The sequence below is a fragment of the Clostridium sp. CTA-1 genome (assembly GCF_054768215.1).
The window spans coordinates 123,898-148,827 of sequence record NZ_BAAAAP010000003.1; the positions used below are offsets into that span (position 1 = coordinate 123,898).

The following is a 24,930-nucleotide window of genomic DNA, read 5'->3' on the forward strand; positions in this document are numbered from 1 at the left end:
TGTTATGCTATAATGATTAGCTTAATTACGTATATCTATGAGCTGTAAGAATAATTAATTCTTGCAGCTCTTATTTTTTTATAAATAATTCGAACAAGGAGGATAAATAATATTATGATAAATAAAGATACTTTGCTAACACATGATAATCTCCATATAGAGTCGGATATTGCAGGCGACACTTATATGGAGTAATAACAAGGTCGCCTATTGTTCCGACTTTGTTACTTATACTATTAAATACAGAGGAGGACAAAAATATGTCTTTAATAAATGTTACAAACCTAACCTTCGCTTATGAAGGTAGCTATGATAATATTTTTGAAAATGTAAGTTTTCAAATTGATACCGATTGGAAATTGGGTTTTACTGGAAGAAATGGAAGAGGGAAGACTACTTTTCTAAATCTTTTGCTTGAGAAATACGAATATAATGGAAACATTTCAGCTGATGTGACTTTTGAATATTTTCCTTATGAGGTGCAGGAGCAGAGCAATTTCACCATAGATATCATAAGGGAGATTAGTCCAAATTCAATGGATTGGGAAATAGTAAAAGAATTATCTTTGTTAGATATGGACTACGATGCTTTATATAGACAGTTTTATACACTATCTAAAGGAGAGCAGACTAAAGCACTGTTGGTTGCTATGTTTTTGAAGGAGAGCTCCTTCTTGCTTATTGATGAGCCTACCAATCATTTGGATGCTGAAGCTAGGCAAAAACTAAGTAATTACTTGAAAAAAAAGAAAGGATTTATTCTAATTTCACATGATAGGTCTTTTTTGGATAATTGTGTTGACCATATCTTGTCTATTAATAAAACTAATATTGAAATACAAAAAGGAAATTTTTCTTCATGGTGGAGAAACAAAGAATTACAAGATGGTTTTGAGCTAGCAGAAAACGAGAAATTGAAAAAAGATATTAACAGACTTTCCAGCTCAGCAAAACGTACATCTACGTGGTCAGATAGTGTTGAAAGCAGCAAGCATGGAACTACTAATTCTGGGAGCAAATTAGATAAAGGATATGTTGGACATAAAGCTGCAAAAATGATGAAGCGTGCTAAAAATATAGAAGCTAGACAACAAAGCATGATTGAGGAAAAATCAAAGCTTCTTAAAAATATTGAATCTAATGAAAGTTTAAAAATAGTACCGCTTACTTTCCATGATAAAAAGCTTGTAGAACTTACAGATGTTGCAATTGAATATGATGATACAATTGTCTGTGAGGGAGTAAACTTCACTATAGAGCAAGGTGAAAGAATTGCTATTCAAGGAAAGAATGGTAGCGGAAAATCAAGTATATTGAAATTAATTTATGGAGAAGACATTCCCCATAGTGGAATTGTAAGAAAGAATAATAAGTTAATCATTTCGTATGTTTCACAAGATACTTCAGATTTATATGGTAACTTATCTGAATATGCAGATAAAAACTGTATTGACGAGAGTTTATTTAAATCGATACTTAGAAAGCTTGATTTTTCAAGAGAACAGTTTGAAAAGAATATCGAGGATTTTAGTGGAGGACAGAAGAAAAAGGTATTGATTGCTAAAAGTTTGTGTGAACGGGCACATTTGTATATTTGGGATGAACCATTGAATTTTATTGATGTCATTTCTCGTATGCAGATTGAGAAATTGTTAATTGAACATGAACCTACAATTTTGTTTATTGAGCATGATAGTGCATTTTGTGAAAATGTTGCAACAAAAACAATAAAATTGTAAAGGTAGAAATGGCGATTAATATGTTTAATGGGAATATAAAAGTAACACACAATAGGCTCCATGCAAAGCCAGATGCTTTGGGCGACGCTTGCATGGAGTAATATAAGTCGCTAATTATACTGGCTTTGCTTCCTAACTATTAATAGTGAGGAGGAAGCCGACATGAAACAGACAAAAACGAAATACGGAAAAATAAAACAAATAGTATCAAATCTAAAATTACCTGATTATAGATACGAGCAGCTTACAAAAGCTATTTTTCATCAAAGAATAGATAATTTTGAAGATATGCATATACTACCAAAAGCGTTAAGGATGGCTTTAGTAAATGAGTTTGGAAAGAATGTATCTAGTGTAATACCTGTTTTTTCACAAGATTCTAAACAAGCTCAAAAATTGTTATTTGAATTGACTGATGGAGAAAGAGTAGAAGCTGTTGGACTAAAGTATAAACAGGGGTGGGAATCGTTTTGCATTTCTTCCCAATGCGGTTGTGGTTTTGGATGTCGCTTTTGTGCAACGGGAAGTGCTGGATTTAGACGCAATCTTACTGCTGATGAGATAACTGACCAATTACTTTATTTCTATTTTAATGACCATAGATTGAATAGTATTTCATTTATGGGAATGGGTGAGGCTTTTGCAAATCCGGAGTTATTTGATGCAGTAAAAATTTTAACTGATGAAAATTTATTTGGGTTAAGTCAACGAAGAATTACTATTTCAACAATTGGCATTATACCAGGAATTCAAAGATTGACCAAAGAATTTCCACAAGTGAATCTGGCTTTTTCACTTCATTCACCATTTGAAAGCCAACGAAGCGATTTAATGCCTATAAATAAAAGATTTCCATTGAATGAGGTGATGAAGACATTAGATGAACACATCATTCATACGGGACGACGAGTGTTTATTGCTTATATTATGCTTGAAGGAATTAATGATTCTAAAGAGCATGCAGAGGCAGTTGTAGGTTTATTGAAAAATCGTGGTTCATGGGAGCATTTATATCATATTGATTTGATACCTTATAATTCTACGGACAAAACAACTTTTAAATTTCAATCTTCAAGTGCTATCAAGCAATTTTGCAATACACTAAAGAAAGCTGGTATTAGTGCAACTGTTAGAACACAATTTGGTTCTGAAATTAGTGCTGCTTGCGGACAATTGTGTTATGAAAATGAATTATGATGTTAGCTCAAAAATATCCATTTAAGTAGAGAAATAGTCTCATTTTAAAGATTTTTAATTAAATAAAGCAGTTATTGATGGAGAAACTAAATATGATACGACTAATCCAATTCGTTTTTCTACAGATTTCAAGAAGTATTTGAGAAATGTTATATAAAAACTTTCATTGATGATTATTTATAAATTACCGAGCGTAATTGGGTATATTAGCAGAGCCAACAGAATATTCCGCTAAAACCACAATAAGCCTTAGAACTGTTTATAAAATCAGCATTACAGAACATTTCGTTCGCTCAGTACCAGTTTGAAAAGCTGTATTTACTTGGCAAAGATGTTTCTAAGGATGTAGGAATCGCCGTTAAGTAGCTTGAATGTTACGTTTACATTGGACGTAGCAACTCAGGTTGACATTGTAATAAAACACTATTATAATCAATGGAATAAGTAACGAAAGGAGTGCACTATTAGCATGCTAAGTACATTTTCCCCGGTGTGTTATGCATAGCAAAGGCTATTGCATACAACTGAATGAATGAAATAGCCTTTGCTCGAACCTAAGAAACTTTAGGAGGGAGCATAATGGGCTACAAACAAGCTAACAAAATATTTCCAGCTGATTTGCTAAACGAGATACAAAACTATGTTGATGGACAATATGTTTATATTCCCCGCAAAGACGGTAATCAAAGAATGTGGGGGGAAGTTAATAGAAGCAAGGAAATAATCAGTAAAAGAAACATTGAGATTTTTAAAAAATATGACAATGGGATTTCTGTAAAAGAACTTGCATCAATGTATTATTTATCTCCAAAAACTATATATAAAATTATTAACAAAATAAAATTTAGTTTATAATTTTAAGAAAAGCGATATGGGAAACTTCCCTATGTCGCTTTTTTGTGTGCGCTCAACGTGGAGTAATCTAATGGGGAAAAGTCTCGAGCGCTGTTTGTAGTGACAAACAGATACAGTAAAGAAAATTACAAGTCAACCTTAAAGTGTTTGTTAATGTGGTGCAAGGAGTTAGAGAGCAGAATAGTATTTCAACTGTCGAAAGTATTGGAAAATAGGATGGATCCAATATTTGAGAAGGCTTTCAATAAATGCAGCTTTGGTTACAGACTAGCACGTTCCCATCTAGGACACTATGAGGAAGATATGGCAAGAAATACACAAGGTAAAGAATGGATTGTAGATGGAAATTTTTGAACAGTCGGCCATGGAAGGTTAATTAATTTTGAAAAACATTGCTAAAATGAATACTAAACGGTATGCAAGATGCTGTAGAAAGTCGGCCATTCAATTAGCAAGAAGACTCCTATTTGATTGTTAAGCAAAGAGTAGAGAAGTGATATGCAGGTTATCTGTTATAATAAAAAATGAGCAAAGCTACTTATAGAAACAGTTACAAGTAATAAAATATGGTAGTACTTATTAAATTGATAAAGGAATGATATATAGGATAGACATATTATTAAAAGCTAGTGTTGCAATACAGTATGATTATGAAACAACAATATTAATTTTTGGCAATATGTACGATTAAAAAAGAATCATAAAAAGTGGTAGGTGTAATAATGAGAAATGACTATGTAGATATAATTTATCAAAATGTAAAAATTCAAGAAGGACGGCAGGCCATAGAGAAATTATTGATTGATTTCTATTTTGCCCGTGGATATTCCAGTAAAGACTATGCCGTACTGAACAATATTCCAGTCCCTTTGGTAACAGCAATAAAAAATGAAGCGTTGAAACTTAAGCTTTTAGAAAAATCAACAGGTATTCACTTGAGCCTTAAAGGTAAACAATTTGTTGAAAATGAATTAGGATATAGAGGAATTAATGTGAAATTATATAAAACATTAAATATTAGTAATGCTGACAAGATAAAGGAGCGATTATCATTAAATCTTAATAATATCTTTGAGAACAGGCCAAAGGCGGATGTATCTGTTGATCAATCTAAATGTACTCTGGAAACTGCTATAAAAAGAGCTTTATTATGTCTTGAAAATAATTGCTTGATTGGGAAAAATATTCTCTGTGTCGGCGATGATGATTTGATCAGCGTTTCCATAGGAATGTTGCTGCATACTTTATATAGCGGCAACATGAATCTATGTAAAACCAAAATCTATGTTTTAGACAGTGATCAAAGAATATTAGATTATATTTGTGAAATTGCAAAACTATATGACTTACCTGTTAATTGCTACAATATTGATTTCCGTGACTCAATCCCAAACGAGTATATTAGTAAAATGGACTGCCTTTACACAGATCCTCCGTATACATTATCAGGAATGAAGCTATTCTTATCAAGAGGATTGGAGTGCCTAAAAAATTCTGTTTCTTTGAATGTGTTCTTATCTTACGCTCATAAATCACAAGAAGAAATGTTAAAAATCCACAAGATATTTATCGAATTAGGTCTATCTGCGTTAAGAATTATGCCCAAGTTTAATCGTTATGAAGGCGCAGGTATTTTAGGAAATAGTAGCCAGATGTTTTTATTGAAGACAACTGCAGCCGCAAGATCTCCAATTATCGGAGAAAAATTTAATATTCCAATATACACAGGAGAAATAAAAAAAACACGTCGGAAATACGGCTGCAAGAACTGTAACACTATACATTATGTTAGCTTGGAAGATACCTACAGTACAATAGAAGAATTAAAAACTGCCGGTTGTACAATTTGCGGACACCATTTTTTCAATATGGTTAGCAAAAAGAAAATGTTAAATGGAGATAAGGAAAGTTACAAATAATGATTTATATATAATTGAAGCATTTGAAAAAGAAATTTCAATCCTCTCTTTTCAAGACGATGTAACACTTGATATCAATTTTTACAAAATTTAAGGCACAACTTTAAACCAACACAATTAACAATGGAATTAAGTTTGGAAGGAGGTTCAATTTTGAAATACTCAGGATATCATTTAGTAATCGATTTATTTGGTTGTAATTTCGACCAGTTAGAAAATACAGAATATATTATAGAAATGCTTAAAAAATTAGCAGAGATACTGGATACCACAATCATTACAAAAGCATTTCACAAGTTCCATCCCCAAGGGTTTAGCGGTGCATTAATCATTTCAGAGTCACATATAACAATACATACATGGCCGGAAGATGATTATACAGGAATTGATATATTTACATGCTCTAAATGTTTTGATTCTGGAAAAGTAGTAGCTTATTTAAAAGAAAACTTAATATTTAAAAAGATGGAAATCAAGGAAATACTGAGAGGTAAAATTGATTAATATTACCACAAGGAAAACTATCAAGTATTAAATAATTAAAGAAAAGCGTTGAAATTTTGAAAACAAAATGTCAATGCTTTTTATATTTTCAAGGGAATAGCTTGGTGTTAGTACAAATATATTAAAAAAATGGATAACGTTTTGTATTGTAAATATATGAAATATAACAACGCCTATACCATTTCGCTTGTTTTTTCAAGTTTCATATACATTTTTTCTTGTTGTTTTGTAGTAAATTGAAAATAAATTTCAGTATTAGAAACAGACTTATGTCCAAGCCACCATTGAAGTTCTTTAATATCCATTTCTGACTCTGCTAAATGAACAGCAGTTGTGTGTTTAAGAGTATGAAAATGATGTTTGCTTTTATTACTTATATTAGCAATTTTACAATATTTTTTCATCAAATAATCTAAGGTTTGACAAGAAATAGGATTGTTTTTTGGCTCTTAAACAATGTTTCAGAATTACAGGATATTTTATAATCCCTTATATACGTATCAAGAGCTTCTTTGGTAGTGACATCAAGTCTTATTGTATTGTTATTACTACCTTTTAATCTTTTACAGTAAATATCTTCCTTATCTGCGTTGTAATCATCTAACTTTATAAGAAAAATTTCTGAGGCCCTTAAGCCACATCTATTAGGCTGAGGAGATTATATTATAGGTTATTATATAGTAAAAAAGATTAAATAATATTTAGCACATAACAATAATTATGAATGAAATTATGATTTTACATAAAACTTAATTTAATAGCAGAAGAATCTAATAATATACAAAAAAGTTTGTTTAAAGATGGTGGTACTTTAAAATAATAACTGAAAGGATTAAGGGAGGGATCTCTTAGTCCTTTTTAGTTTGTTATATAAAATCTTACTAGAATTTGTGCAATTACAAAGCACAATAATTAGTTAATAGATATAGAAAATTATATTTTAAAGTGAGGATTTTAAAAAAGATTATCATTTATGAATAAGTATCATCGGTTAAATGAGGGGATTATATACGTAAAAGTAAATAAATATAAAATAAGTTAAAAAATTAAAAGAGTGTAACTGATTTACACAGTATATAACTAGAGTGTGTAACCCTATACGGTATATGAATAAGTGGATTTGGTAATAAAAAGATATTGGCATGATGTTTGCTATATATAATAGTGTACATACAAATAAAAAATTAAGGGGGTGTGTTCTATGGAGAAAGGAATAAAAATAGTAACTATAGGTGGAGGATCAAGTTATACTCCCGAATTAGTTGAAGGATTAATAAAAAGGTATAATGAGTTACCAGTTAGAGAATTATGGTTAGTAGATATAGAGGAAGGAAAAGAAAAATTATGTATTGTAGGAAACTTGGCTAAAAGGATGATAAAAAAAGCAGGAGTACCAATGGAAATACATTTAACATTAGATAGAAAAGAAGCATTGAAAGATGCTGACTTTGTAACAACTCAAATAAGAGTAGGACTTTTAGATGCAAGAATAAAAGATGAAAAAATTCCTTTAAGTCATGGCATTATAGGGCAAGAGACTAATGGAGCAGGAGGAATGTTTAAAGCATTAAGGACAATTCCTGTAATTTTGGATATAGATGAGGATATGAGTAAATTGTGTCCTAATGCTTGGATGATAAATTTTACTAATCCAGCAGGTATGATTACAGAAGCACTGCTAAGATACGGAAAAAATAAAAAGGTTATAGGATTATGTAATGTACCAATAGGTATGGAAAAAGCAGTTGCAAATGTTTTAGAGATTGAACATAAAAGACTAAGAATGGATTTTGTAGGATTGAATCATATGGTATTCGGAAAAGAAGTGTACGTAGATGGAGTAAGGGTTACAGATAAACTAATTAATTTATTAGCTGATGGAAATATAGATCAGATAGTTAAAAACATATCGGATTTTACATGGGATAAAGATTTTATAAAGGCTTTAGGAATGATGCCATGTCCATATCACAAATATTATTTTCAAACAAAAGATATGCTAAAAGAAGAACTAGAACAATTTTCTAAGGGTGAAACCAGAGCAGAAGTTGTTAAAAAAGTAGAAGAAGAATTATTTGAACTTTATAAGAATGAAAATTTAGATATTAAACCTTCTGAATTAGAGAAAAGGGGAGGAGCTTATTATAGTGATGCCGCTTGTAGGCTTATATGTTCAATATATAATGATAAAAAAGATATTCAACCAGTAAATACAAAAAATAATGGAGCTATAATAGGCATTTCAAATGAATCTGCTGTAGAAGTCTCATGTATGATAACAAGAGATGGCCCTAGGCCAATAGTAGTAGGGGAATTGCCAGTAGCCATAAATGGACTAATACAACAGATAAAAACATTTGAGAGATTAGTAGTAGATGCAGCAGTTTTTGGGGATTATCATAAAGCAATATTAGCATTAACTATAAATCCTTTAGTTCAATCAGATAAACTTGCTAAGGTATTGGTAGATGAACTTATGATAGCACATAAGGATTATTTACCGCAGTTTAAAGAATTTATAGAAGAAAATCTAAAATAAATCATTATTATTAATTGCTTATAAATATATAAAAAATATATATACAATAAGGGGAGGGTTAAAAGATGAAAAAGTTCTTTGACTGGATGGAAGAGCATTTTGTTCCAATAGCAGCTAAAATAGGTTCTCAAAGGCATTTAGTTGCTATTCGTGATGGTTTTGCTTCAATTACTCCAATTATTATGGCAGGAGCTTTTGCAGTATTATTTAATAATTTAGGATGGGAACCATATCAAAATTTTATGAATTGGTTATTACCTGCTAATTGGAAAGATTTTGGTGGTGGAGTCTGGAATGGTACTTTCGCTATAATGTCATTATTAATAGTATTTACTATATCATATCATTTGGCTAAATCCTATGAAAAAGATGGATTATCAGCGGGAATTGTATCTCTAGCAGCTTTGTTAATTTTATATAAACCGACAAAAGATGGGGCATTATCAATGGATTTCTTAGGAGGTCAAGGATTATTTGTTGCATTGATAGTTGCATTAATAGCTACAGAAATTTTTGTTAAATTGGTAGGAAATCCAAAACTAATTATTAAAATGCCAGAGGGAGTTCCACCAGCAGTAGCAAAATCCTTTGCAGCATTATTGCCATCAATTATAGTTTTAGCTATTACAGCAGCAGTAAAGCAAATTTTTGCAGCGATAGGAGTAGCAGATATACATCAGGCATTATTCTTAGTAATACAGGCACCATTGCAAGGTGTAATGGGAAGTTTGGGTGGTTTATTAGTATTAGTTTTAGTACAACAATTTTTATGGTTCTTTGGTTTACATGGTTCAAATATACTTGCACCAATTATAAATGCAGTATTATTACCACTAACAGAGGCCAATGTAAGAGCATTTAAAAATGGAGTAAATCCTGAGCATATAATAAATAGTCAGTTCTTAGATTCTTATGTAAATATGGGAGGATCAGGCGCCACTATAGCTTTGCTAATTGCAATATTCATAATTGGGAAAAAGAGTAAAACACAAAAGACTATTGCAAATTTAAGTATAGCACCGGGAATGTTTAATATAAATGAACCCGTTATATTTGGTTTACCAATAATTTTAAATCCAATATATTTCATACCATTTATATTAGCACCATTAGCTTCTGGGATAATCGCATATGTATTGACTTTTATAGGGTTTGCGCCTAAAGTTGTAGTAATGGCCCACTGGACAACACCACCAATATTAGGAGCTATTATATCAACAAATTCGATAAGAGGTGGAATTACAGCTCTTATTTGTATGGCAGTTAGTATAATAATATATATGCCATTTGTCCATATGGCAACAAAGAAAGATCAAAAAAATATAGTAAAAGTAGAAGAAACACATTCAATTTAAAAAAAATTGTTCAAAGTAAAGGCCGTATGCAGTAATGCATACGGTTTTAATTATTTACCATTTTTGCATAAAATTAATATGTTACAATATAATTAGATAAAAGTGGTAATTAGGGGGGAGCTAATGAGTAAAATTGATGAAATTTACCAGTCTTTAATTGAAATGGAGTCACAAAAGGGAGAAGGTATTTCTGCTGCTTATTTAAGTGAACATATGCATTTAAATAGAGCTAATGTGAGCAGATACCTTAATCAGCTAGTTAAAGATGAAAAAATAGAAAAAATGCAGGGGAGACCTGTATTATATTGTTCCTTAAGACAGAAAAGTAATGAAAATAAATTTAATAAAAGGAATAGTTTAGATAGAATGATAGGATCAGACTTGAGTCTTAATGTACCAATACAGCAAGCAAAAGCTGCAATACTTTATCCTCCTAATGGGCTCCATACTCTTATATTAGGAGAAACTGGAGTAGGTAAATCTATGTTTGCAGAGCTTATGTATCATTTTGCTAAAGAGTCTGGAGTAATTAAAAAAGAAGCTCCATTTATAAGATTTAATTGTGCAGATTATGCGGATAATCCTCAATTAGTAGTAGGACAAATATTTGGAGTTAAAAAAGGAGCTTATACAGGAGCAGAAAATGAAAAAGAGGGATTATTGAAGAAAGCTGATGGAGGAATTTTGTTTTTAGATGAAATCCATAGGCTATCTCCTCAAGGTCAAGAAATACTGTTTACTTACATAGATAAGGGATGTTTTAGAAAATTAGGGGATACAGAAAATTTAATAAAAGTTAAAGCGCAGATTATTGCTGCAACTACAGAAGATCCACAATCCTATCTTTTGAAAACATTTGCAAGAAGAGTGCCTATGATAATAAATATTCCAGTTTTAAAAGATCGTACTATGAATGAACGCTATTATTTAATTCAAAAGTTTATAACTATGGAATCTAAAAGGTTAGAAAAAAATATTTATATAGATAAAAATGCCTTAATATCATTTTTGCTATACGATTGTCCAAATAATATAGGACAGTTAAAAAGTGACATACAGTTATCTTGTGCAAAGGCATTTTTAGATTACAAGAGTAAAAATTTAAAGTATATATTGATTAAACAAAGTGATTTGCCTAAGAATGTAAAAAGAGGATTTATGCAAATTAAACAATATAGGGAAAAGGTAAATAGTTTACTGAATGAGAAACGGGATATATTGGTATTTTATCATGATAATAACATTGAAGATAATTTTTTAAATCAATCAGAAGAAAGTAATAAAAACAGTTATTTCTATGATTTAATTGAAAAAAAATTTGTCACATTAAAAAATCAAGGAATAAATGAAAAGGATATAAATGATATATTGAATATAGATATAGAATCTCATTTTAAAAAATATATCAGTGATTTGCCACAGAATTTTAGAAAGGAAGAAATAACAAAAGTAGTAGGTAATGATATAGTAACTGTTGTAGATAAAATTTTAAATGTAGCCCAAAAAAAATTAAATAGAGAATTTGATGAAAAAGTTTATTTTGGTTTAGCATTACACCTACAACAAAGTATTGAAAGAATAAGACAAGGGCGTAGTATATATCATCCTAAACTAAATTTTATAAGATCACAATATGAAAATGAATTTATGGTTTCAATAGAGATAGCCAAAATAATAGATAATAGATTTAATATAGAAACTCCCTTAGACGAAATAGGATATTTGACTATGTTTTTAGCCTCAAATCAATATGAAAATATTGTAAATAATCCCCAAAAAGTGGGTATACTTGTAATAATGCATGGAAAGGCTACAGCTAGCAGTATGGTTCAAGTATCAAATGAGTTATTAGGAGAAGATTGCGCAAAGGCTTTAGATATGCCTTTAAGTATGAAAGCTGAAGATATGTACGAAATTGCAAAACTTAAAATTAAAGAATTAGATATTGGTAAAGGTGTTTTGTTATTAGTAGATATGGGTTCACTCAATAATTTTGGATCTATGATTTCAGAAGAAACAGGAGTAAACATAAAAACTATAGATATGGTAAGTACTCCAATAGTAATAGAGGCTTGTAGAAAATCTTTGTTAGGAAGAGGTTTAGATTATATATATAATTCTTGTAAAGAACTAAGTGAATTTGGAATTCAAGTAAAATCTAAAGATATAGTAAAAGAAAAACATAAACCTAAAGGTTTGGAAAAATTTTTAATAATAACAGTATGCTTTACTGGTCATGGTGGAGCAGAAAGGATAAAGGATATAATATTAAGTTCAATAAAAGAAAATTCAAAATTAAAAGTAATACCTCTTAATATATTAGATAAAAGCAAGTTTCTAACTAATGTAGAAAGTCTTAGTCGGGACTATAAAATTATTTCAATAGTTGGAACAATAAATATTTTTATAAAAGATATACCTTTTATATCAGCAGCAGAAATTTTAAGTGGAGATGGAATAAATGTATTAAAAAAATTAATTGATAAAGAAAGATATTTTTTCAAAATAAAGAACTCTATACAAGATCATATAAATTTAAAGGATTCAGATAGTTTAGTTGAACTTGTAACAGAAACCATTGAAAGAATGGAGAAAGATTTAAATGTAAACATTCCCAATGATGTGAAGATAGGAATGATACTTCACATTAGTTTTATGATAGATAAGATAAAAAATGGAGGATTAGAAAATAATTTTGAAAATTTAAGAGAGTATATAGCTAAATATGAAAAAGAATTTAAAGTCGTAGATAAAAATTTTATAAACATAGAAAAAGCTTATAATATATCTATAGGAGATAGCGAAAGAGCCTATATATTAAAGATGTTTATTAATAATAGTGTAAGTGTGTAATTAAATATACACACTTTTTTGTTGCAAACACTTAATTACATTGGATATATAGTTGGCATGCAATTTGCTGTAAATATAATATAGTAATAATTATGAGAATGTTTAAAGGGGGACTTTAAATGAAAAATATTTTATTAGTATGTTGCGCAGGAATGTCTACTAGCTTACTGGTAACAAAAATGAATGCAGTAGCTATAAAAAATGGAATAGATGTTAAAATAAATGCTGTTCCAGAAGCAGAATTAAAAAAGTATATTGATGATGTAGATGTAATTTTACTTGGACCTCAAGTAAGATATTTGTTGAATCAAGTAAGGGATCAAGTAAAAACAAAAGGAATAAATGTAGATGTTATAAATAGTATGGATTATGGGACTATGAATGGGGAAAAAGTTTTAAATTTTGCTTTAGATTTAATTGATAAATAGTGAGAATGATCAAAGATTATGGTAGAATAATTGATTTTTCAATTTTAGTTAAATCATTTAATTTTTTTAAGCAGCAATATATAGTATTTATAACTATAGAATAAAATTGAATATAAAAGATATAGCAATAAAAAAGTATTATAAACATGGTAAAGAATATTTTAAAAAAATAAGAACAGGAGTGAGCGGTTAGTATGGAAGAGATGATACTCAACATTATAACACATAGTGGAGAAGCTAGAACTTATGCAATGGAAGCAATACAATATGCAAAAAAGAGTGAGTTTGATAAAGCTAAAAAATCTATAGAAAAGTCTAACGAGGAACTAGGGTTAGCCCACAGTTACCAAACTAATTTAATTCAAGAAGAGGCTGCAGGTAATAAGGCTGAAATATCACTATTGTTAATCCATGCCCAGGATCACTTAATGACTACTATGACATTAAAAGATCTTGCTATTGAATTAGTTGAAGTTTATATGAGATTATAAGCTAATAAGAATAAAATATATTTATTAAATTCATATAATTAATTATAGGAGGCTATGATATGGATTATGTAATAGGAGTAGATGCAGGAGGAACAAAAACTGAAGCAATAGCTTATGATTTAAAGGGACATGAATTAATAAAAAAAGTTACTGGATTTGGCAACTTAGTATTGAATGAAAAAGAAGCTATAAATAATATACTTAATTCAATAAAAATTTGTATAGATGAATTAGGTAAAGAAGGATTAAAAAAGATATATATTGGAGCTGCTGGAATGGAAGTAGCTAACAATGCATATGTAATAGAAAAAAATATAAAGGAAAATTTTCATGCGGATGTATTAGTAATAAATGATGGAGAATTAGCATTAAAAGCAGTATTAAAAGGGCAAGATGGTATATTAACTATAGCTGGGACTGGATCTATATGTATAGGAATTAGAAATAATATTAAAGATAAATGCGGGGGATGGGGACATTTATTAGGTGATGAAGGCAGTGGATATTCTATTGCTATTAATGCATTAAAAAGAATGATTTATGAAGAAGAATTAAAGTTAGAAAAAAGTAAATTGCATAAAGAAATTTTAAAAGAACTAAATATAAGAAGTACAGATGAAATTTGCGCATTTGTATACTCTTCTACAAAAGATAAAATAGCTTCCCTAACTACATTAATATCCAAGTTAGGAGAAGAAGGAGAGGAAAATGCAATAGATATATTAAAAAAAGAAGGAAAAGCTCTTGGACTAATAACAGAAAGAGTATATAAAAGGTTGAATTTTGAAAATAAATGTTTAATAGGAGTAAAGGGAAGTGTTATAGAAAAAGCTAAAGTTTTAAGACAAGCTTTTAAGGAATATTTATTAGCTAATTTAGGAGTAGTAGAAATAGTACAAGAAGATGTATCATCTAGTAAAGGAGCTTATTATATGTATTTAAAGGAAATATAAACAGAAGTTTTATTTTTAGATTAGGTTTTAAATAATGAATAAAAATCAAATTTTATCCTATATTTGCTACCATTAAGACTATAATCCTTAATGGGTTCAATATGACTGTAGATAATGTGTTCTAATAAGGAGATAGGGCTTCAAGGACTCCAGTTTATGCTAAGAATTGTGTTTATATAAATTTGAAACTCATCTCAATATATAGAGATGAGTTTTATAATAAAGATGAAAAATTATAAATATTATTTATTACTGATGTTTTAAAAATAAAAGAGTATATAACTTATAATAAAGTTTGGAGTGAATTATATGAGGAAATTGGGGATATCTGTATATCCATCAAACACAAATAGTGAAAAAATAAAAGAGTATATAGAACTTGCAGCGAAGTATGGGTTTAAAAGAATTTTTACATGTTTAATATCTTCAGAAGAAATGGAAATAGATCAATTAATTAGTATATTTAAGGATATAATTCAATTTGCAAATACAAAAGGAATGGAGGTTGTAGGAGATGTTGAACCAGAAGTATTTAAAAGACTTAAAACTTCTTATTCAGATTTATCCATTTTTAAGGATATAGGATTTTATGGTATAAGATTAGATTTAGGATTTAGTGGAGTTGAAGAATCTATAATGTCCTTTAACAAATACGGAATAAAAGTAGAACTGAATATGAGTAATGGTACAAAATATATAGACAATATTTTAACATATAAGCCTAACTTAGAAAATATATTAGGCTGCCATAATTTTTATCCACATAGATATACTGGATTAAGTTATAAACATTTTCTAAAGTGTAGTAAACAATTTAAGGATTTAGGCATAAGAACTGCGGCATTTGTAAGTTCAAAAGAAGCAAAATATGGACCATGGCCTGTATCAGAAGGATTAAGTACATTAGAAATGCATAGAGAATTGCCTATAGAAGTTCAAACTAAACATTTATTTGCTACAGGATTTATAGATGATGTTATTATTGCTAATGCATTTGCTTCAGAGGAAGAACTTAAAGCGTTAAGTAAAATTAATAAAGATATGTTAGAGTTTAAAGTTAATCTTGTAGATGAAATTCCCGAAGTTGAAAAAAGAATAATTCTTGATGAATTTCATTTCAATAGAGGGGATGTATCTGATTATTTAGTAAGATCAACTCAAAGTAGAGTTAAATATAAAGATCATAATTTTCAAGCTTTTAATACTGTAGACATTAAAAGAGGAGATTTGTTAATAGAATCTTCATTATATAAAAGGTATGCAGGGGAATTACAAATTGCACTTAAGGATATGAAAAATTCAGGTAAAACTAATGTTGTAGGAAGAATAGCAGATGAAGAAATATTTCTTATTGACTATTTAGAGCCTTGGGAAAAGTTTGGATTTACTCTATAAGGTATAATAGTATAAAAAATATTATTTTATCTATTATTAATATACCTGAATTACTATTTAATTTATGTTTTAAATATATATCAATTATATATAGGGTTAAAAATTTTCATTATTATTAATAAAGCCTCCATAAATATAATAATATAGATTTAAAAAAGACTATGAAGAAGCCTATGTTGGCTTAAAACTTCATGGTCTTTTTGTGTTTTATAAATATATTAAAAATCTTTATACAATCTTTATACAATGAAAAGCAGTCTTAATACCTTCTTAATACTATAAATGTTATTATGTGAAATATATAAAATAAGCAATGGAGGGACAATTAATTATGGTTGATATTATTTTCATAGCATCACTTTTTTTAGGATTTACTTCTATAAAGTTATTTGCAAATTGGTGTGAAAAACAAGTTGTTAAAAAATAGTACTATGTGGAGGAATGAATATGTGGATTTTGATTATAGTCATTATATCACTTTTTATATATTTGGCTTATGCATTATTTAATCCGGAAAAATTTTAAGTTTGAAATTGATATGGGAGGAAGACTTATATGGAATTATTACAGATAATAGTACCCTTAATTATATTTATGCTTTTAGTAGTGCCAATGGGTAAATATGTATATTGTGTAGCCACTGGCGACAAAGCAATTGGAGATAATTTTTTTAATAGAATTGATAATTTTATTTATAAAATATGTGGAATAAATAAAGATGAAGAAATGAGCTGGAAAGAATATGTGATTTCAATTATTGTAGTAAATGCAGTTATGGTATTTATAGGATATATCATACTTAGAACTCAGGGATTGCACATTTTAAATCCTAAGAAAATAGGAGGAATGGAACAAAGTTTATCATTTAATACAATCATAAGTTTTATGACAAATACAAATCTACAGGATTATAGTGGGGAATCTGGACTTTCTTATTTTAGTCAGATGGTTGTAATAATTTTTATGATGTTTACATCTGCAGCGACAGGTTTTTCAGCAGCATTGGCTTTTATGAGAGGTATTATAGGAAATAAAAAAACTATGGGCAATTTTTTTGTGGACTTAGTAAGAGTTATTACTAGAGTTTTATTACCGCTATCGATGATTGTAGGGATTTTACTAGTAGCTCAGGGGGTGCCACAAACTTTTTCAGGTACACAAACTATAACTACAATAGAAGGTAAGATGCAAGATATAGCACTAGGGCCTGTGGCAGCTCTTGAATCTATAAAGCATATAGGAACAAATGGAGGTGGTTTTTTTGGAGCAAATTCATCACACCCCTTTGAGAATCCTACACCTATATCAAATTTAATAGAAATTTTATCAATGATGATACTTCCAGGTACGATGGTTTATACTTTTGGATTAATGCTTAAAAATAAAAAGCAAGGATGGGCAATATTTATTGCTATGTCAGTATTATTTCTTATAGGGTTACCAATATGCTATTTTGCAGAGAAATCAGGAAATCCATCCCTTGCCCATATTGGATTTAATCAATTAATGGGTAATATGGAAGGTAAAGAAGTAAGATTTGGTATAGGTCAATCTACATTATTTACAACAGTAACAACAGCTTTTACTACAGGTTCTGTTAATAATATGCATGATTCATTAACACCAATAGGAGGCCTTGTAGCACTTATGAATATGATGCTTAATGTAGTTTTTGGTGGAAAGGGTATAGGTTTTATGAATATGATTATGTATGCCATACTTACGGTTTTCCTATGTGGACTCATGGTTGGACGAACTCCAGAATTTTTGTCAAAAAAGATTGAAGGTAAAGAAATTAAGCTTATAGCTCTTGCTATAATTATTCATCCATTTTTAATATTAATGTCTTCAGCACTAGCTTTAGCAGTCCATCAAGGGGTAGCGAGTATATCAAATTCTGGATTCCATGGCATATCACAAGTTATATATCAATTTACAACTTCAGCCGCTAATAATGGATCTGGATTTGAGGGACTTTCTGACAATACTCTGTTCTGGAATACAGCTACAGGTATAGTAATGTTTTATGGAAGATATTTATCAATTATAATACTTCTGGCAGTAGCAGGATCATTCGCTTCAAAAAAATCAATACCAGTTTCTATAGGAACTTTTAGAACAGATAATACAATGTTTACAATAACTTTAGTATTTATAGTTTTAATAATAGGTGCTTTAACATTCTTGCCGGCTTTAGCACTTGGACCTATTGCAGAGCATCTTACATTATGGCATTAATCACAACAGTAATTATTAAGAAAAAGGAAGATGAGGAGAATAATAATGAGTGATAAAAATGGGAAATCTAAATTTATTACAAAAAAAATAGTAAATGAAGCTATTTTAGAATCATTTAAAAAACTTGATCCTAAATACATGATAAAAAATCCTGTAATGTTTGTGGTAGAGATAGGTTTGGCTATATCTTTAGTACTTACATTATTACCTAATTTATTTGGGGACCAGGGTAACAATATAAGAACTTATAATCTTATAATAGCAGTAATATTGTTTATAACAATATTGTTTGCAAATTTTGCAGAATCAGTAGCTGAAGGCCGTGGAAAGGCACAGGCTGAAAATTTAAAGAAGACAAAAAAAAATACTATAGCAAAACTTTTAGATTCTAAGGGAAATATTAAAATTATTAATGCAAATGAACTAAAAAAAGGTGATATAGTTTTAGTGGAAAATGGAGACACAATTCCAAATGATGGGGAGGTAATAGATGGTATTGCATCTGTAGATGAATCTGCTATAACAGGTGAGTCAGCTCCAGTTATGAAAGAAAGCGGAGGCGATTTTGCTTCTGTTACAGGAGGGACAACAGTTGTAAGTGATTGGTTAAAAATTAAAATAACTGCAACACCTGGTGAATCATTCTTAGATAAAATGATAAATCTTGTAGAGGGAGCATCAAGGCAGAAGACTCCAAATGAAATCGCATTAAATACTATACTTGTTAGTTTAACTCTTATATTTGTAATAGTTATAGTATCACTTTATCCTATGGCTAGTTATTTAGGAGTTAAAATTCAAATATCTACATTAATTGCACTTCTTGTATGTTTAATACCTACAACTATAGGCGGACTTCTATCAGCTATTGGTATTGCAGGTATGGATAGAGTTACAAGATTTAATGTAATAGCTATGTCAGGAAAAGCAGTTGAGGCTTGTGGAGATGTAGATACCATGATACTTGATAAAACAGGCACAATAACTTTTGGTAATAGACTTGCATCAGAATTCATGCCTGTTGGGAAGTCAGAAATTATGGATTTAATAAATTATTCTGTTATGTGTTCATTAAAGGATGATACACCAGAAGGAAAATCTATAGTTGAACTTGGTAATAAATTAGGTGCAACAATTAATTTTAAAGATTATGAATATCTTGATTTTATAGAATTTACAGCACAAACAAGAATGAGTGGAGTAGATTTAAAAGATGGTTCTATGGTAAGAAAAGGTGCCTATGATAGCATTAAGAATAGGGTAAAGGAAATGGGAGGAATTATACCAGAGGAGTTAGAAGATACTGTTAATAAAGTTGCAAAATTAGGAGGAACTCCCCTCGTAGTTTGTGTTAATGATAAAATATATGGGGTAATTTATCTTAAAGATACAGTTAAACCAGGATTAGTTGAAAAATTTGCAAGACTTAGAGAAATTGGTATTAAAACAATAATGTGCACTGGAGATAATCCCTTAACTGCAGCAACTATTGCTAAAGAGGCAGGAGTTGATGGGTTCATAGCTGAATGCAAACCTGAAGATAAAATTGAAGCCATTAAAAAAGAACAAGAAGAGGGTAAGCTTGTGGCAATGACTGGGGATGGAACTAATGATGCTCCTGCACTTGCACAGGCAGATGTGGGGCTTGCTATGAATAGTGGTACTACAGCCGCTAAGGAAGCTGCTAATATGGTGGATTTGGATTCAGATCCTACTAAAATTCTTCAGGTAGTTGAGATAGGAAAGCAATTGTTAATAACCAGAGGGGCTTTAACAACTTTTAGTATAGCAAATGACGTAGCAAAATATTTTGCTATAATACCAGCTGTTTTTACTGTGGCTATACCAAAGATGCAGATTATGAATATAATGAAACTTTCAACACCATATAGTGCTATACTTTCAGCATTAATATTTAATGCAATAATAATACCACTACTTATACCAATAGCAATGAAAGGTGTTAAATATAGACCAATGAAATCAGAAACAATGTTACTTAGAAATATGTTTGTTTTTGGGCTAGGAGGGGTGCTTGTCCCATTTGTAGGAATTAAACTTATAGATATAACTATAACTCCATTAGTTAGAATTCTTAATTTGGGATAAAGTATAAAATTTACACAATTAAGGAAAGGAAGATTTCTTATGAAAATAATAAAAAGAGCTATTGTTGTAAGTATTGTTTTGATGATACTTTGTGGAATTATATATCCACTTACATTAACAGGAATAAGCCAACTGGTTTTAAATAAAAAAGCAAATGGAAGTATGATTTCAATTAATGGAAAAGAAGTGGGATCAAAACTTATAGGACAAAATTTCACAGATCCAAAGTTTTTTAGAGGAAGAGTTTCAGCTATAAATTACAATACTTATAAAGTAGCAGATACAAAATTAGATAAGTATGGAAAAATAGCTTATAGTGGAGTTAGTTCAGGCTCCGAGAATCTAGCACCTTCTAATAAAGAGCTTAAAGAAAGAGTACAAAGGGATATGGAAGAGTTCTTGAAATTATACCCTGGCGTTAAAAAAGAAGATATTCCAACAGATCTATTAACAAGTTCAGCTTCAGGACTTGATCCCAATATAAGTCCAAAAGCTGCTAAAATTCAAATACCAGCGGTTTCAAAAGCATCTGGTATTAGCAAAGCTAAGCTTGAGAAAATAGTAGATAAATATACTGAAAAAAGAAGTTTAGGTATATTTGGAGAACCAAGAGTAAATATATTAAAATTAAATATAGAAATAGCTTCAATTTTAGAACATAAATAAATTGAATGTTTATTTAAGAAATATATATATTACAAATTAATGGGGAAATTTTTTATGTTAGATAAAAGGTTGTATAATTTTATTAAATATTTAAGCTTATATATTAGAGTAGGAGATGATTTCAATAGATAGCGATAAAAGACCAGATCCAGAGTATCTTCTAAATCAGGTGAAAAAAGAAGAAAATCAATCCTTAAAAGGAAAGCTAAAAATATTTTTTGGTTATGCCGCAGGGGTAGGTAAAAGTTATGCAATGCTTATGGAAGCCCATGATATGAAAAAAGTAGGTAAAGATATAATTATAGGGTATATTGAACCTCATGCAAGACCGGAAACTATGGCTTTAATTGACGGTATTGAAAGTATAGAATCTAAAATGGTTAATTATAAAGGAATAACTTTAAGAGAATTTGACTTAGATAAGGCGCTTTTAAGAAAACCTGAGATAATATTAGTGGATGAACTTGCCCATACCAATATAGGTAATCAAAGACACAAAAAAAGATGGCAGGACATAGAGGAGCTTTTAGATAATGGAATAGATGTATATACTACTTTAAATGTTCAACATATAGAAAGTTTAAATGATATAGTTGAAAGTATAACTCATATTTCTGTAAGAGAAACCATTCCAGATAAAATATTTGACGAAGCAGATAAAGTGGAATTAATTGATATTGAACCAGATGAGTTATTAATGCGCTTTAGCGATGGAAAAATATATAGTAAAGATCGGATAAAAAAAGCTTTTAATAACTTTTTTACTAAAAATAACCTGTTTGCACTTAGAGAAATTGCCCTTAGACGAACAGCAGATAGAGTAAATTATGAAGTAGAAAGCATGAGACTATCAAAAGGACAAATAACAGTAATGCCTACATCGGACCCAATCTTAGCTTGTATTGGAACTTCTCCTTCATCTGCCAGAGTTATCCGTACTGCTACAAGAATGGCAGAAGCATATCATTCTAAATGGATAGCAGTATATATTGAAACCACAAAGGCACAAAATTTTAGTAAGGAAGATAAAGAAAGATTAAATGCAAATTTTAATTTAGCAGAGCAATTAGGGGGAGAAGTAGTTACTTTATATGGTGATAATATAGTTGAGCAAATAATTCAATATGCAAAATTTAGAAATGTTACTAAAATAGTAATAGGAAAAAATCATAGGAAACCCAATAATTTATTTCACTTTTATGCAAAAGATATAGTTGATAAGCTTATGGAATCTAATTATTATATAGATGTTTATGTCATACCAAATTCAATGTTTAATAAAAAAAATAGAATATATATACAAAATAGCAATAAAATTTTCAAAATATCTTTCAAAGAAGTTTTATTATCAAGTTTAATAATGATTATTGCTACAGCAATTTCATTATTTTTTTACTACTTAGGTTTTAGTGAATCCAATGTCATTATGATTTTTATTTTAGGGGTTATAATCGTAAATATTAAAACAAAAGGGTATTTTTTGGGATTTTTATCTTCTATAATTAGTGTACTGCTATTTAATTATTTTTTTACAGAGCCAATATATTCGCTACAGGTTTATGATAAAAGTTATTTAGCTACTTTTCCTATAATGTTAGCTGTAACTTTTATGATTGGAACACTTACAAATAAAATTCAAAGAGAAGTACATAATTCTTTAGTAAGGGAAAATACAACACAGATTTTATATAGAGTAAGTAGAAAATTGCTAAGCGCAACGGGGAAAGCAGATGTCGTAGCTATAGGAATAAAGTATATTTCTAGACTTTTGGAAAGAACGGTTGTTTGCTATTTATCACAGGAAAATAAACTTTCAACTCCATTTATTTATAATTCAGACGAGGGAGAAAAAAATAATATTTTACTGAATAAAGATGAAGAAGCTGTTGCTTATTGGTCATTTTTAAATGATAAAGAATCAGGTAGCGGCACAAATACATTTTATGGAGCAAAAGGGTATTATATGCCATTAAAAGGTCAGGATAAATTATTAGGTATTATAGGGATATCATGCATCAATGGGGTGCTCAAAACTGAAGAAAAATTTATTTTTCAGACTATTTCAAGCCAAATTTCTATTGCACTAGATAGAGAAATTCTTGCTGAAACACAAAAAAATTCTAAATTAGAAATAGAGAGTGAGAGATTAAGAAGTAACTTATTAAGATCAATTTCCCATGACTTAAGAAGCCCTCTGGCAGGTATAAAAGGATCAGTAAGCACTATTATTGAAAATGGAAATCTTATTTCTAATGATAAGAAAGAAGAACTTCTTCAAGGTGTTTATGATGATACTGAATGGCTTATAAGATTAGTTGAAAATTTACTAAGTATGACAAGATTTGAAGAAGGAAATATGGAAATAAAGAAAAATATGGAACTTGTGGAAGAAGTAATATATGAAGCAGTTCAAAGGACTTCAAAAAGATTTAAAGATCGCAAGATTAAAGTAAAAATTCCTGAAAATGTTATAATGGCTCCAATGGATGGCAGTTTAATCAAGCAGGTACTTATAAATTTGCTTGACAACTCTTTGAAATTTACTCCAAAAGATTCATTGATTGAAGTAAGAGCTTATGAAAAGGAAGAAAAGGTGTTTTTTGAGGTTATTGATAATGGAAATGGAATATCTGAAGAAATATTGCCACATATATTTGATCGATTTTTTACAAATGGAAGTAAAATATCTGATTCAAGGAGAGGGGTAGGTTTAGGACTTGCTATTTGTAAATCTATAGTTGAAGCTCATAATGGAATGATTGATGCTTATAACAAAAAAGCAGGAGGAGCTGTTTTTAGATTTTATATTCCGAAGGAGGAAAGCAAATATGAATAATAAACAATATATCCTTGTAGTTGAAGATGATAGACCCATAAGAAATTTTATTACGGCATCCTTAGCGGCGCAGGGATTTAAGTATATTGAAACAGATAAAGGGAACGAAGCTATTGCACTTTCAATGTCATACAAACCTGATTTAATAATATTAGATTTAGGACTTCCAGACATGGATGGCATTGAGGTTGTTAAAAAAGTAAGAGAATGGTCTAATATTCCTATAATAATTGTTTCTGCAAGAGAAAATGAGAGACAAAAGGTAGAGGCATTAGATCAAGGTGCAGATGATTATTTGACAAAGCCTTTTGGCATTGGAGAATTACTAGCAAGAGTTAGGGTAGCTCTAAGGCATGCAATAATTGATAAAGGTGGAAATCAGAATAGAGATATTTTTAAAGTTAAAAATTTAATTGTTGATTTTAACAAAAGGCGAGTTGTGATAAATAATGAAGAGATACATTTAACTCCAATAGAATATAAAATAATGGCTCTTCTTTGTAAATATCCAGGGAAGGTATTAACTCATAATTTTATTATTCACGATATTTGGGGTTCTGCAATAGGCAATGAAACTCAATCACTTAGAGTATTTATGGCAAGTTTAAGAAGAAAGATAGAAAAGAATCCAGCTCAGCCAGAATATATTTATACTGAAGTTGGAGTGGGATATAGATTAGTAGATGAATAGTAATAAATAAAAAATAAATCTGTAAACAAAAATCTTATGCTTAATAGAAGCATAGGATTTTTTATTTTAAGATTGCTAACTAATTAAAGTGTAACAGGTTTTATTTTTAGTCATAAAATATAATTGATGACTGTTTAGGCAGGAACAATAATATAAGGAGGT

The 24,930-nt window shown here is 29.5% G+C and carries 19 protein-coding genes and 1 pseudogene; 19 read left to right on the forward strand and 1 reads right to left on the reverse strand.

The window, feature by feature from the left end; genetic code table 11:
* Positions 1-260: 260 nt before the first annotated feature.
* The 6 genes from ACYUEW_RS03455 (at position 261) to speD (ending at position 6,214) form a co-directional block, all read left to right on the forward strand.
* Entirely contained in the window at positions 261-1,739 is a 1,479-nt protein-coding gene (locus tag ACYUEW_RS03455; RefSeq protein ID WP_460276221.1) for an Lsa family ABC-F type ribosomal protection protein, read from the forward strand.
* 162 nt (positions 1,740-1,901) lie between these two features.
* Positions 1,902-2,936 (forward strand): Cfr family 23S rRNA (adenine(2503)-C(8))-methyltransferase, encoded by a 1,035-nt coding sequence (locus ACYUEW_RS03460; protein ID WP_460276222.1) that lies wholly within the window; start codon positions 1,902-1,904, stop codon positions 2,934-2,936.
* Positions 2,937-3,515: 579 nt separating this feature from the next.
* The gene (locus tag ACYUEW_RS03465) at positions 3,516-3,791 is read left to right on the forward strand and encodes a CD3324 family protein (protein WP_003483122.1); all 276 of its coding nucleotides are present in this window, start codon (positions 3,516-3,518) and stop codon (positions 3,789-3,791) included.
* A 153-nt stretch (positions 3,792-3,944) separates the two neighbouring features.
* Complete coding sequence (locus ACYUEW_RS03470) at positions 3,945-4,145, forward strand: hypothetical protein (RefSeq protein WP_460276223.1); 201 nt, start codon at positions 3,945-3,947, stop codon at positions 4,143-4,145.
* A 368-nt stretch (positions 4,146-4,513) separates the two neighbouring features.
* Entirely contained in the window at positions 4,514-5,710 is a 1,197-nt protein-coding gene (locus tag ACYUEW_RS03475; protein ID WP_043032562.1) for a bis-aminopropyl spermidine synthase family protein, read from the forward strand.
* A gap of 153 nt (positions 5,711-5,863) precedes the next feature.
* A complete protein-coding gene (gene speD, locus ACYUEW_RS03480) occupies positions 5,864-6,214 on the forward strand; it encodes an adenosylmethionine decarboxylase (RefSeq protein ID WP_042384154.1) in 351 nt (116 codons plus the stop codon).
* A gap of 173 nt (positions 6,215-6,387) precedes the next feature.
* On the opposite strand, the pseudogene ACYUEW_RS03485 reads toward speD, so the two are convergent.
* Positions 6,388-6,857: pseudogene (locus ACYUEW_RS03485) on the reverse strand (tyrosine-type recombinase/integrase); the annotation flags it as partial.
* Positions 6,858-7,415: 558 nt separating this feature from the next.
* On the opposite strand from ACYUEW_RS03485, the gene ACYUEW_RS03490 reads away from it, so the two are divergent.
* From ACYUEW_RS03490 to ACYUEW_RS03550, 13 genes are all read left to right on the forward strand, one after another.
* Positions 7,416-8,753: a 6-phospho-beta-glucosidase gene (locus ACYUEW_RS03490; RefSeq protein WP_460276224.1), complete on the forward strand. Its 1,338-nt coding sequence runs from the start codon at positions 7,416-7,418 to the stop codon at positions 8,751-8,753.
* A 65-nt stretch (positions 8,754-8,818) separates the two neighbouring features.
* Complete coding sequence (locus ACYUEW_RS03495) at positions 8,819-10,108, forward strand: PTS sugar transporter subunit IIC (protein WP_003483132.1); 1,290 nt, start codon at positions 8,819-8,821, stop codon at positions 10,106-10,108.
* A gap of 123 nt (positions 10,109-10,231) precedes the next feature.
* On the forward strand, positions 10,232-12,961 hold the full coding sequence (locus ACYUEW_RS03500) for a sigma 54-interacting transcriptional regulator (protein WP_043032561.1): 2,730 nt from the start codon (positions 10,232-10,234) through the stop codon (positions 12,959-12,961).
* A gap of 119 nt (positions 12,962-13,080) precedes the next feature.
* Positions 13,081-13,389 carry a PTS sugar transporter subunit IIB gene (locus ACYUEW_RS03505; RefSeq protein WP_003483137.1) on the forward strand — a complete coding sequence of 103 codons (309 nt, stop codon included), beginning with the start codon at positions 13,081-13,083 and terminating at the stop codon, positions 13,387-13,389.
* 194 nt (positions 13,390-13,583) lie between these two features.
* Entirely contained in the window at positions 13,584-13,880 is a 297-nt protein-coding gene (locus ACYUEW_RS03510; protein WP_003483139.1) for a PTS lactose/cellobiose transporter subunit IIA, read from the forward strand.
* A 59-nt stretch (positions 13,881-13,939) separates the two neighbouring features.
* Positions 13,940-14,833 (forward strand): N-acetylglucosamine kinase, encoded by an 894-nt coding sequence (locus ACYUEW_RS03515; protein ID WP_003483142.1) that lies wholly within the window; start codon positions 13,940-13,942, stop codon positions 14,831-14,833.
* A 309-nt stretch (positions 14,834-15,142) separates the two neighbouring features.
* Entirely contained in the window at positions 15,143-16,228 is a 1,086-nt protein-coding gene (locus tag ACYUEW_RS03520; RefSeq protein WP_003483145.1) for a DUF871 domain-containing protein, read from the forward strand.
* A 447-nt stretch (positions 16,229-16,675) separates the two neighbouring features.
* Positions 16,676-16,753, forward strand: coding sequence for a K(+)-transporting ATPase subunit F (gene kdpF / locus ACYUEW_RS03525; protein WP_367397438.1), 78 nt, complete (start codon positions 16,676-16,678; stop codon positions 16,751-16,753).
* A gap of 30 nt (positions 16,754-16,783) precedes the next feature.
* The gene (gene kdpA / locus ACYUEW_RS03530; protein ID WP_085333848.1) at positions 16,784-18,466 is read left to right on the forward strand and encodes a potassium-transporting ATPase subunit KdpA; all 1,683 of its coding nucleotides are present in this window, start codon (positions 16,784-16,786) and stop codon (positions 18,464-18,466) included.
* Between the two features lie 45 nt (positions 18,467-18,511).
* Positions 18,512-20,575, forward strand: a complete 2,064-nt coding sequence (gene kdpB / locus ACYUEW_RS03535; protein WP_003483150.1) for a potassium-transporting ATPase subunit KdpB — start codon at positions 18,512-18,514, stop codon at positions 20,573-20,575.
* Between the two features lie 39 nt (positions 20,576-20,614).
* A complete protein-coding gene (locus tag ACYUEW_RS03540; protein WP_003483152.1) occupies positions 20,615-21,241 on the forward strand; it encodes a K(+)-transporting ATPase subunit C in 627 nt (208 codons plus the stop codon).
* 115 nt (positions 21,242-21,356) lie between these two features.
* Positions 21,357-24,077 (forward strand): ATP-binding protein, encoded by a 2,721-nt coding sequence (locus tag ACYUEW_RS03545; RefSeq protein WP_460276226.1) that lies wholly within the window; start codon positions 21,357-21,359, stop codon positions 24,075-24,077.
* Positions 24,070-24,768, forward strand: coding sequence for a response regulator (locus ACYUEW_RS03550; RefSeq protein WP_460276227.1), 699 nt, complete (start codon positions 24,070-24,072; stop codon positions 24,766-24,768). Before ACYUEW_RS03545 ends, ACYUEW_RS03550 begins: the two co-directional genes overlap by 8 nt.
* The last annotated feature ends 162 nt before the right edge of the window (positions 24,769-24,930 follow it).